The 15,543-nt window shown below is 59.8% G+C and carries 16 protein-coding genes and 1 pseudogene; 13 read left to right on the top strand and 4 right to left on the bottom strand.

What is annotated here, in order from left to right; genetic code table 11:
• The first annotated feature begins 84 nt into the window (after positions 1 to 84).
• From KGB06_RS25225 to KGB06_RS25205, 5 genes are all read left to right on the top strand, one after another.
• Positions 85 to 1,176, top strand: coding sequence for a polyamine ABC transporter substrate-binding protein (locus KGB06_RS25225; RefSeq protein WP_223520599.1), 1,092 nt, complete (start codon positions 85 to 87; stop codon positions 1,174 to 1,176).
• A 16-nt stretch (positions 1,177 to 1,192) separates the two neighbouring features.
• A complete protein-coding gene (gene speB / locus KGB06_RS25220; RefSeq protein WP_223520597.1) occupies positions 1,193 to 2,152 on the top strand; it encodes an agmatinase in 960 nt (319 codons plus the stop codon).
• Between the two features lie 79 nt (positions 2,153 to 2,231).
• Positions 2,232 to 3,968: a GMC oxidoreductase gene (locus KGB06_RS25215; protein ID WP_223520595.1), complete on the top strand. Its 1,737-nt coding sequence runs from the start codon at positions 2,232 to 2,234 to the stop codon at positions 3,966 to 3,968.
• Positions 3,969 to 3,996: 28 nt separating this feature from the next.
• Positions 3,997 to 4,323 (top strand): Rieske (2Fe-2S) protein, encoded by a 327-nt coding sequence (locus tag KGB06_RS25210; RefSeq protein ID WP_223520593.1) that lies wholly within the window; start codon positions 3,997 to 3,999, stop codon positions 4,321 to 4,323.
• 71 nt (positions 4,324 to 4,394) lie between these two features.
• Positions 4,395 to 5,780, top strand: coding sequence for an aldehyde dehydrogenase family protein (locus KGB06_RS25205; protein ID WP_223520591.1), 1,386 nt, complete (start codon positions 4,395 to 4,397; stop codon positions 5,778 to 5,780).
• A 43-nt stretch (positions 5,781 to 5,823) separates the two neighbouring features.
• Here the strand turns inward: KGB06_RS25205 and KGB06_RS25200 are convergent, their stop codons facing one another.
• Complete coding sequence (locus KGB06_RS25200) at positions 5,824 to 6,876, bottom strand: aldo/keto reductase (protein WP_223520589.1); 1,053 nt, start codon at positions 6,874 to 6,876, stop codon at positions 5,824 to 5,826.
• Positions 6,877 to 7,078: 202 nt separating this feature from the next.
• Here KGB06_RS25200 and KGB06_RS25195 point away from each other — a divergent pair, with 202 nt between their 5' ends.
• The 5 genes from KGB06_RS25195 (at position 7,079) to KGB06_RS25175 (ending at position 10,970) form a co-directional block, all read left to right on the top strand.
• Positions 7,079 to 7,795 (top strand): helix-turn-helix transcriptional regulator, encoded by a 717-nt coding sequence (locus tag KGB06_RS25195; RefSeq protein ID WP_223520587.1) that lies wholly within the window; start codon positions 7,079 to 7,081, stop codon positions 7,793 to 7,795.
• Between the two features lie 52 nt (positions 7,796 to 7,847).
• Complete coding sequence (locus tag KGB06_RS25190; protein WP_223520585.1) at positions 7,848 to 8,189, top strand: nuclear transport factor 2 family protein; 342 nt, start codon at positions 7,848 to 7,850, stop codon at positions 8,187 to 8,189.
• A gap of 470 nt (positions 8,190 to 8,659) precedes the next feature.
• Positions 8,660 to 9,778, top strand: a complete 1,119-nt coding sequence (zapE, locus tag KGB06_RS25185) for a cell division protein ZapE (RefSeq protein WP_223520583.1) — start codon at positions 8,660 to 8,662, stop codon at positions 9,776 to 9,778.
• Between the two features lie 18 nt (positions 9,779 to 9,796).
• Entirely contained in the window at positions 9,797 to 10,378 is a 582-nt protein-coding gene (locus KGB06_RS25180) for a DinB family protein (protein WP_223520581.1), read from the top strand.
• 94 nt (positions 10,379 to 10,472) lie between these two features.
• Positions 10,473 to 10,970, top strand: a complete 498-nt coding sequence (locus KGB06_RS25175) for a GNAT family N-acetyltransferase (protein ID WP_223520579.1) — start codon at positions 10,473 to 10,475, stop codon at positions 10,968 to 10,970.
• Positions 10,971 to 11,035: 65 nt separating this feature from the next.
• On the opposite strand, the gene KGB06_RS25170 is transcribed toward KGB06_RS25175, so the two are convergent.
• The 3 genes and pseudogenes from KGB06_RS25170 to KGB06_RS25160 form a co-directional block, all read right to left on the bottom strand.
• On the bottom strand, positions 11,036 to 11,245 hold the full coding sequence (locus KGB06_RS25170; RefSeq protein ID WP_223520577.1) for a hypothetical protein: 210 nt from the start codon (positions 11,243 to 11,245) through the stop codon (positions 11,036 to 11,038).
• 143 nt (positions 11,246 to 11,388) lie between these two features.
• Positions 11,389 to 11,547 (bottom strand): annotated as a pseudogene (locus KGB06_RS25165) (hypothetical protein); the annotation flags it as partial.
• Between the two features lie 62 nt (positions 11,548 to 11,609).
• Positions 11,610 to 11,792: a DUF6026 family protein gene (locus KGB06_RS25160; RefSeq protein WP_223520575.1), complete on the bottom strand. Its 183-nt coding sequence runs from the start codon at positions 11,790 to 11,792 to the stop codon at positions 11,610 to 11,612.
• A 246-nt stretch (positions 11,793 to 12,038) separates the two neighbouring features.
• Here KGB06_RS25160 and gnd point away from each other — a divergent pair, with 246 nt between their 5' ends.
• The 3 genes from gnd to KGB06_RS25145 are packed head-to-tail and all read left to right on the top strand — an operon-like array spanning position 12,039 to position 15,390.
• Positions 12,039 to 13,043: a phosphogluconate dehydrogenase (NAD(+)-dependent, decarboxylating) gene (gene gnd, locus KGB06_RS25155; RefSeq protein WP_317849418.1), complete on the top strand. Its 1,005-nt coding sequence runs from the start codon at positions 12,039 to 12,041 to the stop codon at positions 13,041 to 13,043.
• A complete protein-coding gene (zwf, locus tag KGB06_RS25150) occupies positions 13,040 to 14,563 on the top strand; it encodes a glucose-6-phosphate dehydrogenase (RefSeq protein ID WP_223520571.1) in 1,524 nt (507 codons plus the stop codon). Before gnd ends, zwf begins: the two co-directional genes overlap by 4 nt.
• Positions 14,560 to 15,390, top strand: coding sequence for an HAD family hydrolase (locus KGB06_RS25145; protein ID WP_223520569.1), 831 nt, complete (start codon positions 14,560 to 14,562; stop codon positions 15,388 to 15,390). The genes zwf and KGB06_RS25145 overlap by 4 nt, the downstream gene beginning before the upstream one ends.
• Positions 15,391 to 15,543: the final 153 nt, after the last annotated feature.

Below are 15,543 nucleotides of genomic sequence, written 5' to 3'. Positions count from 1 at the left end.
TAAAGTCAGGTTAACAAACTTGATATTTCGCCAATGTAACCGAGCGCGCAACCTGCAACCACTTCCTCTGGTCAGGTGTTCGTCATGGCTCCCATGTTCAAGCTGTGTTTCCCCGCGTTGTTTCTCGCCATGACTGTGTCGGCTCAGGCGCAGGAAAAGACCGTTAACCTCTATAGCTGGGCCGATTACGTGGCGCCCGAAACCTTGCAGCAGTTCGAAAAGGAAACCGGAATTCACGTGCGCTACGACACGTTCGATTCTTCGGAAGTGCTGGAAACCAAACTGCTCACCGGCGGCAGCGGTTATGACGTCGTGGTGCCGTCGTCCAGTGTCCTGGCCCGTGGTCTGGCAGCCGGCGCGCTGAAGGAAATCCCCCACGAAGGGCTCAAGGGTTACGCCAACCTTGACCCGGATCTGTTGGAAAAACTGGCCGCCGTCGATCCCGGCAATCGTTATGGCGTGCCGTATACCTGGGGCACGCTGGGTTTAGGAATGAACGTCGAAGCGGTGCAAAAACGCCTGCCGAATGTGCCACTTAACAGCCTCGATCTGCTATTCAAACCGGAATACGCCAGTAAGTTGAAAGACTGCGGCATCGCGATTCTCGATTCGCCGCAAGAAGTCATCGGCCTGGCGCTGCACTATCTGGGCAAAGATCCCTACAGCACCGACAAGGCCGATCTGACCGCCGCCGAGGCGTTGTTGCATCAGTTGCAGCCCAATGTGCTGTACGTCGCCACCGGGCGGCAGATCAGCGATCTGGCCAATGGCAGCGTGTGCCTGGCGCTGACCTACAACGGTGACGCCAGCATGGCCGCCGATCAGGCACGCAAGGCCAACAAGCCGTTTGAGGTGGCGTACCGGATTCCCAAGGAGGGCACGCTGGTCTGGCAGGACAACCTGGCGATCCCCAAGGATGCGCCGCACCCCGAAGAAGCCCGGGCCTTTATCGAGTTCATGTTGCGCCCCGAATCCGTCGCGGCGCTGACCAACACACTGTTTTTCGCCACGGCCAACCAGGCGGCAACCCCGCTGGTGGATGAAGCCGTGCGCACCGACCCGGACATCTTTCCACTGCCCGATGTGCGCGAACGCCTGTACGCCGACCAAAGCATGAACCTCAAGGATCTGCGCCAGCGCACTCGCCTGTGGACCACCTTCCGTAGCCGCCAATAACAAAAAGGAGATCACCATGGACGTCCCTATGCAAAACGATCAAGCCATGACCCGCGACAGCCTCTATGGCACTGCCGCTGAAAGTACCTACGCCGGCATCACCAGTTTCATGCGCCGTCGCTACAGCCGCGACTTGCGTGGTGTCGACGTCGCGGTCAGCGGTGTCCCGTTCGACACCGCCACCAGCAACCGCCCCGGCGCACGTTTCGGGCCGCGCGGGATTCGCGCCGCGTCCACCGGGATTGCCTGGGAACGCCACTGGCCGTGGACCTTTGATCCGTTCGATCACTTGGCCGTCATTGACTATGGCGACTGCGACTTCGATTACGGTTCACCGCACACGATTCCAGAAAGCATCGAAGCCCACGCCGAACACATTCTGAGCAGCGGCAGCGCCATGCTGACCTTCGGCGGCGATCACTTCATTACTTACCCGCTGCTCAAGGCCCATGCGCGTAAACATGGCCCGTTGTCGCTGATCCACTTCGACGCCCACAGCGACACCTGGCCGGATGAGGACGGCAAGCGGGTCGACCACGGCACCATGTTCTGGCATGCGGCCAGGGAAGGGTTGGTGGATCCGTCGCGTTCGGTGCAGATCGGTTTGCGCACCACCAATGATGATCACCAGGGCTTTCAGGTGTTGGATGCGCGTCAGGTGCATCGCCAAGGCTGTGAGGCGATTGTTGAAGCGATCCGGGCGAGGGTAGGGGATAACCCGGTGTACCTGACGTTCGATATCGATTGCCTCGACCCGGCTTTCGCCCCAGGCACGGGGACGCCGGTGTGTGGTGGCTTGAGCACCGTGCAGGCGCTGGAGATTCTGGGCGGATTACGCGGGATCAATCTGGTGGGCATGGACGTGGTCGAAGTTGCGCCGGCCTATGATCACGCGGACATTACCTCACTGGCGGCGGCGACATTGGCGATGGAAATGCTGTGTTTGTATGCGGCCAGGCACAAAGTCGACCGCTAAGCGCGTTCTTTTCAGTTGGTTTAACCCATTCACTCAATCAAGTCTAAGCTCAATGATCAGGCCCGAATGAGGTGCTGACATGTCTGATTTCGACTACGACTTGATTGTGATCGGTTCCGGGTTCGGCGGCAGCGTTGCCGCTTTGCGCGCGACCGAAAAAGGCTACCGGGTCGGCGTCATGGAGGCAGGACGACGCTGGCCTGATAGCGCGATCCCCAAGACCAACTGGGATGTCCGTAATTACCTCTGGCAGCCTGAAGCCCAAATGTATGGTTTACAGCGTCTGACGTTCCTCGACGACGTGCTGGTTCTTCACGGCGCCGGAGTCGGCGGCGGCTCGCACGTATACGGCAGCACGCTCTACGTGCCGCCGAAGAAGTTTTTCGCCGCTCCAGAGTGGTCCTACATCACCGACTGGTACGACGAAATGCCGGCGTACTTCGATCAGGCCCAGCGCATGATGGGTGTGAACCGCGTCCCCTACATGGACAGCGACAAGGACCGGCTGATGCGCGAAGTGGCCACCGATATGGGCCATGGTCATACCTATAACAAGGCGCCTGTCGCGACCTTCTTCGGCACCCCCGGCATTGAGGTCGACGATCCTTATTTCGGCGGCGCCGGACCACGCCGCACCGGTTGCGTGAACTGCGGCAATTGCATGATCGGCTGCGGCCGCGGGGCCAAGAACAAGCTGACGGAAAACTACCTTTACCTCGCGGAAAAGAACGGCTGTGTCATCCATGATCTGCACGAAGTCACGGAACTGACGCCAGTCGCTGGCGGCGGATATGAAGTGCTCACCACCCACCCGGGCTGGATGCAGCGCGTTGCACACATCGACCGTCATCGTTACACCGCCCGACAGGTCGTGGTCTCCGCACACGCTTATGGCTCGGCACGGCTGCTGCACCATATGCGCGATGCCGACAAGCTGACCGGCCTGTCGGATCAACTCGGCAAGCTGGCCCGGACCAATTCCGAGGCCCTCATTTTAGTCACCCGTCCCTACCGTGACTGGAAGAAGGATCCAGACCGTTTCATCATTACCCCAGGCAGCGTCGCCATCACTTCCGGTGTCTGGCCGGACGCGAATACCAGCATCGAGCCGGTCTCCTATGGCGTGGGCAGCGACCTCCTTACGCTCGCCACCACCTACTATGCTTCCGGCCCACAAAATCATCCGACTGAAACATGGCTCAAGCACTTGGTGGAGCACCCGCTTCAGACGCTCGGACAGACGTTCGATGCGCGGCACTGGTCGGAGCGTTCGCTCACCCTGTTGTGCATGCAGACCTCTGACAATTCAATCGACCTGTACTTCAAGGACGGCATCCTGCGCAGCCGTCATGGTGCTGGCGCTGCACCCCCCACGCACATCGCGACGGCCGACGAGTTTGCAAAACGTCTCGCCGCCAAGATGGGCGGACGCGAGGCAGCGCTGGACTTCGAGGTCATCAATCGGACGGCATCGGCACACTTCATTGGTGGCATTCCGATCGGCGCCTCGAACGACAGGGGCGTGGTCGACCCCTATCAACGCGTTTTCGGCCACGAGGGCTTGCACGTCATGGACGGTAGCGTCCTGCCCGCCAATCCGGGGGTCAATCCGTCGCTCACTATTCTGGCGCTGGCGGAACGGGCCATGTCGTTCTGGCCGAACAAGGGCGACGCCGATCCGCGACCGTCGCTCGGCTCCGGCTACCAGCGCCTGACCCCCATCATGCCGCGCAAACCCGCCGTGCCGGCGCAGGCGCCTGGAGCATTGCGGTTCGACAAGCCCGATTATGAAGTGATCCCGGAGTTTCCGTACTGAATCGAAGGTTCACGCACAGGAGCCGAACATGCCGAGCTCGAAGGTCTACTACCGCCCATTGGGCCCGTCTTCCCGATTGACTGGCCAGTTGGTCACCCCGTTCTACCTGGAAGATCGAAAGATGCGCGTATCCGTCGCCCGTATCGGCTCACAACTGTTCGCCTTTGACGACATGTGCCCGCACGACGGCTGCCAGCTGTCGGCAGGTGTCCTGACCGGCACAACGCTTATGTGCCCGTGTGACGGCTCCCAGTTCGATATCACCACTGGCGCGGTACAGCGCGGACCTTCGACGTTGACGCTGCCCACTTACGAAGTCCGCGAGCAGAATGGCGAAATTGCAGTGCGCATCTGAGCGCGGTCGATCATTGGAGACAGGCGCCAGCGACAAGCATCGCGCGCCACATTCCAGGGAGTAATTTCACCATGTCGATTCCGGATTATTCATCGCTTGTCGCTAACCAGCGTGCTTACTTCCTCGAGGGCCATACGCGCTCGCTGGCGTGGCGCAAGACCCAGCTTGAAGCGGTCAAGGCTTTGTTCACCGACCATCATGACGAACTGTGCGACGCACTCTGGAAGGACCTGCGCCGCAATGTCAACGATGCCGACCTGATGGACGTGAACTACTGTGCGAAGGAGGCGGCCTACGCCCTTGAGCATGTCGAGTCATGGATGAAGCCGCTGCACGAGCCGATGCCAGTGGTGTTCGAGCCTGGCTACATTCGCGTACATCGCGATCCGCTGGGCGTTGCGCTGATCATCGGTGCGTGGAATGAACCGCTCATGTTGCTCTTCGGGCCTTTGGTGGCAGCGCTGGCCGCCGGCAACACGGCGGTGCTCAAACCCTCAGAGGTTGCGGCTCACTGTGCCAGTGCTGTGGCGCGCCTGGTACCCAAGTATTTTGATCCGCGCATAGTCGCGGTTGTAGAGGGAGTTGTCCCCGAGACCACCGCCTTGCTGGCACAGCAGTGGGACATGATTTTCTTCACCGGCAGTCCATCGGTTGGCAAGATCGTGCATCAGGCCGCCGCGAATAACCTGACCCCCTGCGTGCTCGAACTGGGTGGCAAAAACCCGACCATCGTCCATTCATCAGCCAATCTGAAGGTCGCAGCACGGCGTATCGCCTACGGGCGCTTTGCCAACTCCGGCCACATCTGCACCGCGCCCGATCATGTGCTGGTTTGGCCGCAAGTCAAGGACGAATTCGTGCAGCACATGAAGGACACGATCCGCGAGTTCTATGGCGATGATCCGAAGCAGAGTCCAGACTACGGGCGCGTGATCAACCGTCGCAACTTTGATCGTCTGGCGGCGTTGCTCGGCAGCGGTACGGCCGTCGCCGGCGGCCAGACCGACCCGGACGAGCTGTACATCGCGCCGACGGTGCTGGTCGATGTTGCGGTGGATTCGCCAATCATGCAGGAAGAGGTCTTCGGCCCGATCCTGCCGGTGCTTGAGATTGAATCGATCGACGCCGTTATCCAGTGGATCATCGACCGACCGAGCCCCCTCGGCGTGTACATATTTGCCGAGGACGATGACGTAGTGAACGAGATTTTGGCATTCACGCGCTCCGGCGACGCGGAGGTCAATGACTGCGCGATCCATCCGCTGTTTCCCGAGCTTCCATTCGGCGGGGTGGGTAATTCCGGCATGGGCAAGTATCACGGGCGCTGGGGATTCGAGGCCTTTACCAATGCGCGTGGCGTGCTTCATCACAGCACTGCGATCGACCCTGGCGTTCGCTATCCGCCTTATGACAAACACAGGGTTGAACGAGTGATCGTCAACAAGCTGATGCCATAGGGGCGGTAGTCCACCGCCCGGGAAAGTTCGACGCGGATGGGTGTCAGGCCGCCGGGATGATGGGCAGGTCGAGGGTTTGCGCCCCGGTATACCGCGCCACCGATCCGGCAATCATTTCATGTGGAACACCCTTGGCCACATCGCTTACCCCATCGAGTCGCGACAACTGCTCCGCACTCATCTGCACGGCCAAAGCCCCCAGCGTCGCGTCCAATTGTTCACGGGTGCGCGAACCCAGAATCGGAATCAGCGCCGTTGTTGAGCGCTTGGCTTTTTCCCGCAACCAGGCAATGGCCACGTGGGTCGGCGTGGTTTCAAGCTCCGCTGCCAACGCGAGCAAGGTGTCGAGCAGGGCGGTTTCGTGGGCGCTTTTTTCGCTGTGAATCAGCATGCCGAGTTTCGCTGCGCGGTTGTTCTCATCATTGGTGCGGTATTTGCCGGTGAGAAAACCGCCGCCCAGCGGTGACCACAACGTGGCGGCCAGCCCCAGCGCTTCTGCCATCGGCAACAATTCCCGCTCAGCGGTGCGCTCGGCCAGGCTGTATTCGGTCTGAATCGCGACTATCGGCGCAAAACCGCGCACTTCAGCCAGTACGTCGGCGCGGGCGATGCGCCAGGCCGGGAAGTTCGACAGGCCTGCGTAGTGAATCTTGCCGGCACGCACCAGGTCGTCGAAGCCACGAAGGATCTCTTCCATGGGCGTCACGCCATCGCTGACGTGCGCCCAGAACAAGTCGATATGGTCGGTGTTCAACCGTTTCAGGCTTTCCTCGACGGCACGCACCATGTTCTTGCGGCTGTTGCCAGTGTGGGAAATGCCGGCGGCGGGCGTAGTCCCCATAGTGAATTTGGTCGCGATCACTAACCGGTCACGTTCGGCGGCAATGAACTCACTGAGCATCGCTTCCGACTGGCCGGCCTGATAGCCATTGGCGGTGTCGATGAAGTTGCCACCGGCCTCCAGGTAGCCATCGAAAATGCGCTTGGCTTCGTCTCGCTCGGCGCCATGCCCCCAACCCGTGCCGAAATTGCCGGCGCCCAGCGCCAGTTCCGAAACCCGCAAGCCGGTTTTGCGGCCGAACACTTTGTAATGCATGGGGTGACTCCTGAGGGAAGACGCCGGGATTGAATTTAAATGTCTTGCGACATGTATTAAATATGATACCTATAATTTTTGCAGTCAATAAGCTTTTCCCTCACAGGCCAATCAGGTGACCATCGGACCTTTCGCTGCTGTCACTTTCTGACAGGGGCCTCTGCTAAGCTCCGACAACTTTTTCAGACAGAGCCTGCCCATCGTGTCGCGTACAACTCGTTTACTCACGTTGTTGCAAGTGCTGCGGGGCAAGAGTCGTCCGGTGACGGCTGCAACGCTTGCCAGTGAACTGGAAATTTCCGAGCGCACGCTGTACCGCGACATCGCCGAGCTGACCGCGCTCGGCGCACCGATCTTCGGTGAAGCAGGGGTCGGTTATGTGCTGCGCAGCGGTCTGTTTCTACCGCCCTTGATGCTCAATGCCGACGAGACCGAAGCCATCGTCCTTGGTTTGCGCTACGTCGATCAGCGCGGCGACGAGGTGTTGAGCAAAGCGGCGGCCAACGCATTGGCCAAGATTGCCGCCGTTTTGGCCCCTGAAGCCCAGGACGCGTTGCGCAACCCGACGGTGCTACCGGGGCCGCCCGGTTATGGCTATCCGGAAAATGTGGTGCCTTTGAGCGTGATTCGCCAAGCCATCCGCGACCAGTCCAAGCTGAACATCGACTACGCAGACGCCAACAAGGTGCCCAGCCAACGGCTGATCTGGCCACTGGCGTTGGGCTTTCTCAATGAAGTGCGGATCATCGTCGCCTGGTGCGAATTGCGCAGTGCCTATCGCACCTTTCGTACCGACCGGATTTCGGCCGCCAATGAGCAGGGCGAGCGTTATCCGGGGCGACGCAGCGACCTGTTACGGATCTGGCGTAAACAGATGCAACTGGATGAAGCGGGGCGTTTCACTCCTGACAAGAATTGACACAGGCTTGTCTTAGCATGGTTCCAGAATCAATAAACAAGGAGCTGCAACCATGTCCAATCCCGCCTCTTCACTGGCCCCTGCCATCGCCGCCTACATTGCCGCTGCCAATGCCCGCGATACCTCCAGGGTCGCCAGTTTTTTCGCCGAGGATGCCAATGTGTTCGATGAAGGCCAGCATCAGATCGGCACCCGCGCAATCGCCCAATGGATGGAAGACACCGCACAGCGTTATCAGCCCCGGGTCGAGGTGCTGGATGTTCAGCAGCGCACCGGCAAGGTGCTGGTGCACAACCTGATCTCCGGCACCTTTCCCGGCAGCCCGCTGGAACTACGCTACATGTTCCGCCTCAACGAACAGGGCAAGATCGCCCGGCTGGACATCTCGCTGTAGCTCAATCGAAACCCGATCGTGTAGCAGCTGCCGAGCCTGCGAGGCTGCGTTCGGCGACGAAGTCGTCGTGAAATCAGACACCGCGGTGTGACAGGAGAACCGCATTTGCAGGGTTTACGACGACTTCGTCGCCGAACGCAGCCTCGCAGGCTCGACAGCTGCTACATCCGAACGCAGCCTCGCAGGCTCGACAGCTGCTACATCCGAACGCAGCCTCGCAGGCTCGACAGCTGCTACATCCGAACGCAGCCTCGCAGGCTCGACAGCTGCTACATCCGAACGCAGCCTCGCAGGCTCGACAGCTGCTACATCCGAACGCAGCCTCGCAGGCTCGACAGCTGCTACATCCGAACGCAGCCTCGCAGGCTCGACAGCTGCTACATCCGAACGCAGCCTCGCAGGCTCGGCAGCTGCTACGGTCCAAACGCACTCTGCGGCAGTTGCTACAGATCGGACGTATACTCCCGCGCATGAATGTCGACTCGCCGTTAAGCGCCTGGCAACACGCCATCGAACACAAGGGCTTCGTCCAGGACGAAGCCCAGGAGCACGCCGTGTGGGCGCTGCAAAAATGCCACGAAGCCTTGCATGAAGGTCGAACGCCGGTCACCGGCGTTTACCTGTGGGGGCCGGTCGGGCGGGGCAAGACCTGGTTGATGGATCAGTTCTACCAAAACTTGCGCGTGCCGGCCCGACGTCAACATTTCCACCATTTCATGGGCTGGGTGCACCAGCGCTCGTTTCAACTGACCGGCACCGCCGACCCGTTGAAGGCGTTGGCGCGTGAGTTGAGCGAGGAAGTGCGGGTGCTGTGTTTTGACGAGCTGTTCGTCAACGACATCGGTGACGCGATCATTCTCGGGCGCTTGTTTCAGGTGATGTTCGAACAAGGGGTGGTGATGGTGTGCACCTCCAACCAGCCGCCGGATCAGCTCTACGCCGACGGCTTCAATCGCGACCGCTTTGTGCCCGCCATCAAGGCGATCAAGCAGCACATGCAGGTGATCGCCGTGGAGGGCAGCGAAGACCATCGTCTGCACCCTGGTGCTGCATTGCAGCGTTACTGGGTGAGCGATGCCGCGCATCCCGACGCGCTCGGCGACGTGTTCAAGGCGCTGACAGTCGGCCAGTCCGTGTCCAGCGAGCCGGTCATGGTCGGCTACCGTCAAGTCAATACTGTGCAGGCCAGTAACAGCGTGCTGTGGTGTCGCTATGCCGACCTTTGCGAACAACCTTTTTCGGCCATGGACTTCATGGCCCTGTGCGACACCTACAGCGCTATTCTATTGAGTGAGGTGCCGAACCTCAGCGCACAAAAACGTGAAGGGCGCATTGCCCGAGGCACCGAAGACGCTGCCGAACACGTCGTTGCGGGGGACCGCGAACTGCCGCAACTGTCGGTGCATGACGATGGCGTACGACGTTTCATTGCGCTGGTGGACGAGTGCTACGACCGCAAAGTGCCGCTGTACCTCGAAGCGCAGGTGCCAATGGAGGCCTTGTACACCGAGGGTTATCTGGAATTCCCGTTCCGTCGCACATTAAGCCGTTTACAGGAAATGCAGCTGCAACGTTTCGCTGAAGCTTAATTTTCGGGAGCCGCGAACATGAATCAGCCCCTGTCTCATCATTTGCTGACCATGGCTTATCAGAACGCCTGGGCCAATTACCGACTCGCCAAGGCCTGGAACCAGTTGAGTCCGGCCGAACTGGCCGCTCCACGGGTCAGCTTCTTCCCCAGCCTCATCGCCACCCTTAACCACATCCTGACTTGTGACTGGTTCTATGTGGATGCCCTGGAACGCGAGTTGCGCGGTGACGATCCGCATCCCGATTGCTTCGTTTTTTTCAAAAAAGACCAGCCGTTCACCGCAGGCAGCGATCTCAAGCGCGAGCAATCACAGGTGGACAATCGATTGATCGCTTATTGCGAGCAATTGCGCGACGCCGACCTCGGGCGAATCGTGACCATCGCCCGGGACACGCCGCAACATGACAGCCGATTGCGCCTGCTGTCCCATCTGTTCGAACACCAGCTTCATCATCGCGGTCAGGTCCACGCCATGCTCAGTGGCACCTCGGTCGCACCGCCGCAACTGGACGAGTTTTTCTGCGCCGGCGAGTCGGGCCTGAGGGCGGCGGATTTTGCCGAGTTGGGATGGACCGAGACGCTGATCTGGGGTGTTTGAGGCAGGATCAGGTTGTCGGCGATGGCGACTCACGATAATGTCCTTCGACTTTGCGGCGCGAGCGACGCGCCGGGACCACGATGGGATAGCAACGATGGGAAGGGAATCCGCAGACATTCTTGTACTTCAGGCCAGCTACACCAACCCGGTGCATGCCGAGGCGATTGGTGTGGTGCTCAATGCCTATGCGCAAGACCCTATGGGCGGCGGGCATGCGTTGCCCGAGGATATGCTACTGCAATTGCCGGGGGAGCTGGCCAAGCGTCCCCACGCCTTCAGTGTGTTGGCCTTTGTCGACGGCGCGCCGGCCGGGCTGGTCAATTGCTTCGAAGGTTTTTCGACTTTTGCCTGCCGGCCGCTGGTCAACGTGCATGACGTGTCGGTGGTGCCGCAGTTTCGCGGTCTGGGGCTGAGCCAAAAGATGCTGCAAAAGGTTGAAGACATTGCCCGCCAGCGTGGCTGCTGCAAGATCACCCTGGAAGTCCTCGAAGGCAACGCGGTCGCGCAAGCCTCCTACGGCAAGTTTGGTTTTGCTGCTGGCATGTTCGATCCGGCCCATGGCCGCATGCTGTTCTGGACCAAGAGTCTTTAAGCGCGCCTGAATGTTTCGATCAGGCACAAAGAAGGGCGCCCGTCAGGACGCCCGGCTGGCTTGAATTACTTCGGTTTATAGGACTCGGTCATTTGTGCGGTTGGATCGGTGGGTACTGGCAGTTCGATGTTTTTGACCTCGAAGCCATTAGCTTTCTGTTGGGCGAGATGCAATTTTTCGTAGTAGTACCGCATGCGTTCGCCACCGTGTTCTGCAAAGGCTGTGGCTGAACTGAAGATCAACAGGCTGGCGAGGATCAGAGGTGTACGTTTCATGGGTGAGTCTCCCATTACGTGTAGCGGGGGCCTTTTCGTCCGTGAACCAATGTCGAAATGACATTATCCGCCGATTTGCTCAAATGGGAATGAGCTCGTTAGAGCCTTCGGTCCAGTCTCAACGTGACGGTGCGTAGCGGGGAAGTGTTGCGCTTGGTCATGGTCTGCTGGTTGGTGATGCAGAACGTCTTGTAACCCGCCTGTTTCATCATGTTGACCAGCGACGGCCTGGACAGGTAAAGGTCCGGGTATTCTTCGTCAGCGAAGGTCAACACCTGCTGCAACGCCTCGATGGTGTAAGGGCTTGGGGGTGATGACGTAGGTCGGAAACAGCGGAAGGCTGTCTCCGAATCACCTGTGAAAATCAGGCGTGGGGCGCGCGTTGGGTAACGGGCAAGGGTGCCGACTGCGTGCCTTGAGTCAGCTGGCGTAACTGCGCGAGTTCCTGCTTCAAAAGGTCGCGCTCTTCTTTCAACTGGCGTAATTCATCACGACGGATCGTGACGTAAAGGGTTTGTGCTGGCCGTGCTGCGTGTACTGTGCCCATTGCTCACCTCGCAAATGGTTGACTCAACTGTAGAACCGCCCCTGCAATCGGGCGGTGATCTACTATCGGCGCTGATTTTGATTTCTTTTGCCCCTCAAGGGAACTTTTTTATTTTTTATGGTCGTTGTGTCTTCGGCGCGATTACCGGCGTTATCAGTCAGGATCGGGCACAATGCCCGGAAACTATGTGCCAACGCTCTGGACTAACCCCATGAGCCACGTTGGGCTATACCTTTGACACACTTTATTTGTAGTAGGGAGCATCAGCACATGCAACTCGGGATCATTGGACTGGGCCGCATGGGCGGCAATATTGCGCGGCGCCTGATGCTCAATGGGCATACCACTGTCGTTTACGACCGCAATACCGCCTTCATCGAGACTTTGACGGCCGAGGGCGCCACCGGCGTCGCTGACTTGCCGACCTTGGTCGCCGGCCTGGCCAAACCGCGAGCGGTCTGGATCATGCTGCCTGCTGGCGCACCGACCGAAGACACCATCGACACCCTGAGCACCTTGCTCGAAGCCGGCGATACCATCATCGACGGCGGCAACACGTTCTATAAGGACGACATCCGCCGGGCCAAAACCTTGTCGGAAAAAGGCCTGCACTACATCGACGTCGGCACCTCCGGCGGCGTCTGGGGCCTGGAGCGCGGCTATTGCATGATGATCGGCGGCGATGCCGAGGTGGTTAAACGCCTTGATCCGTTGTTCGATAGCCTGGCGCCGGGAATGGGTGATATCCCGCGCACCAAGGACCGCAAGTCCGATGACGATCGCGCTGAGCGTGGCTACATCCACGCCGGTCCCGCAGGTTCGGGGCATTTCGTGAAGATGATCCACAACGGCATCGAATACGGAATGATGCAGGCCTTCGCCGAAGGTTTTGACATTCTCAAAACCAAAGCCAGCACCAACCTGCCGGAAGACCAGCGTTTCGACCTGAACGTCGCTGACATCGCCGAAGTCTGGCGTCGTGGCAGCGTGGTGTCGTCCTGGCTGCTCGACCTGACAGCTGATGCGTTGGCCAGCGACCCTAAACTCGACGGTTACTCAGGTTCCGTGGCTGACAGCGGTGAAGGTCGCTGGACCATCGAAGCCGCCATGGAACAATCGGTGCCCGTACCGGTGCTGTCGAACTCGCTGTTCTCCCGCTACCGCTCGCGCGGGCAAGGCACCTTCGGCGACAAGATTCTCTCTGCCCAGCGCTTCGGCTTCGGCGGCCATGTGGAGACTTCGAAAAAATGACCCGTCTGATCCGCAATAAATCCAAGGCAGAACCCGCACCACCGACCACGCTGTTCCTGTTCGGTGCCCACGGTGACCTGGTCAAGCGTCTGCTGATGCCGGCGCTGTACAACCTGAGTCGTGACGGACTGTTGGGGGATGGATTGCGGATCATCGGCGTTGACCACAACGCCATCACAGACGATGCCTTTGCTCGCAAGCTCGAAGATTTCATTCGAAGCGAAGTGGCCGCCAAGGTCGGCAAGGGCGATCAAGCCCTTGATCCGCAGGTGTGGGCCAAACTGGCCCAAGGCATCAGCTACGTCCAGGGCGACTTCCTGGACGACAGCACTTATCAAGCGCTGGCGGCGAAAATCGCCGCCAGCGGCACCGGCAATGCGGTCTTCTACCTGGCGACCGCGCCACGTTTTTTCAGCGAAGTGGTGCGTCGGCTCGGCGCGGCGGGTTTGCTGCAAGAGACGCCGGAAGCGTTCAGAAGGGTGGTCATCGAAAAACCGTTCGGCTCCGATCTGCAAACCGCCGAAGCCTTGAATGCCTGTTTGCTCAAGGTGATGACGGAAAACCAGATCTACCGGATCGATCACTACCTGGGCAAGGAAACCGTGCAGAACATTCTGATCAGCCGGTTTTCCAACAGCCTGTTCGAAGCGTTCTGGAACAACCATTACATCGACCACGTGCAGATTACCGCCGCCGAAACTGTCGGCGTCGAAACCCGTGGCAGTTTTTATGAACACACCGGCGCCCTGCGGGACATGGTGCCCAATCACCTTTTCCAGTTACTGGCGATGGTGGCAATGGAACCGCCGGCTGCTTTTGGCGCCGATGCGGTTCGCGGCGAAAAAGCCAAAGTCGTAGGGGCCATTCGCCCCTGGTCAACCGAAGAGGCACGGGCCAACTCGGTCCGCGGTCAATATGCCGCCGGTGAAGTCGACGGTAAGCCGTTGCCGGGGTATCGCCAGGAAAATAATGTGGCGCCCGACAGCACGACCGAAACCTACGTGGCGCTCAAAGTCATGATCGACAACTGGCGCTGGGTCGGTGTGCCTTTCTACTTGCGTACCGGCAAACGCATGAGCGCACGCGATACCGAGATCGTAATCTGCTTCAAACCGGCACCGTATGCGCAGTTCCGTGACACCGAGGTCAATGAGCTGCAACCGACTTATCTACGGATCCAGATCCAGCCCAACGAAGGCATGTGGTTCGACCTGCTGGCCAAACGGCCTGGCCCGGCGTTGAAGATGGCCAATATCGAACTGGGTTTCGCCTACAAGGATTTCTTCGAAATGCAGCCGTCCACCGGCTACGAAACGCTCATCTACGATTGCCTGACCGGCGATCAGACGCTGTTCCAGCGCGCCGACAACATCGAGAACGGCTGGCGCGCCGTGCAGCCGTTCCTCGATGCCTGGCAGCAGGATGCGACGGTTCAGCATTACGCGGCAGGAGAGGACGGCCCGGCCGAGGGCGATGAACTGCTGGCCCGTGACGGTCGCGTCTGGCACAGCGTCGGATGACGGACCTTACGCCGCAGCCCATCCGTTTTCTGCTCAGTGACATGGACGGCACATTGCTGCTGCCCGATCACACGCTCAGTCAGCGCACCATTGCCGCGGTCCGATCGTTGCGCGAGGCGGGCGTGCTGTTCAGCCTGGCCACCGGTCGCCCACCCAAAGCGATGTTGCAGCAGATTGAAGCATTAGGCGTCGACTTGCCGACGGCGGCGTTCAATGGCGGCACGATCGTCAATCCGGACGGCAGCTTGCTGGTTGCCCATTACTTGCCGGCGACGGCGGCGCTCACCACCCTGACGCAGTTCGCCGACCTCCCGGACATTGAAGTCTGGGTGTTCAGCGGTGGTGACTGGCTGTTGAAGGATGCCAGCGGCCCCATGGTTCCCCGAGAGCAGCATGGCCTGGGGTATCCGCCCGTGGTGGTGGAAAGCTTCGAACCGTATCTGGAGCGCATCGACAAGATTGTCGCGGCCAGCAACAACACCGGGCTGCTGATCGAACTGGAAGCGCAATTGCTGCCCAAGGTCGAAGGTCAGGCCCAAGTCTCGCGTTCACAGCCGGTGTATCTGGACGTGACCGCAATGCAGGCGAACAAGGGCGCGGCGTTGGTGACACTGGCCGAGTATCTCGGAGTGCCGCTGAAGCAAACCGCCGCGCTGGGCGATGGCGGCAACGACCCGGCGATGTTTCATCGCGCCGGGCTGTCGATTGCCATGGGGCAGGCAGAAGAGGCCGTCAAGCGTCAGGCTGATGTGGTGACCGGGGCCAACACCGAAGATGGCGCTGCCCAGGCAATTGAACGGTACATCCTATCTCGCCAGTTCACATAAATCCCCCCTGTAATTGGATGGACTCGCCCACGCCGAGGCGTCAATGCGCCACGGTGGCAGTCTAAGAAGCCAACGGCAGCGAGGGCGAGTCCATGAAAAAGAATACGACGCTTAAACAGTCCCTGTCTTCAACCGATGTGTCGGCCTGTACGA

The sequence above is a fragment of the Pseudomonas sp. GL-B-19 genome (assembly GCF_019956415.1).
Lineage (GTDB): Bacteria > Pseudomonadota > Gammaproteobacteria > Pseudomonadales > Pseudomonadaceae > Aquipseudomonas.
This window is presented reverse-complemented; position numbering and strand designations above follow the sequence as displayed.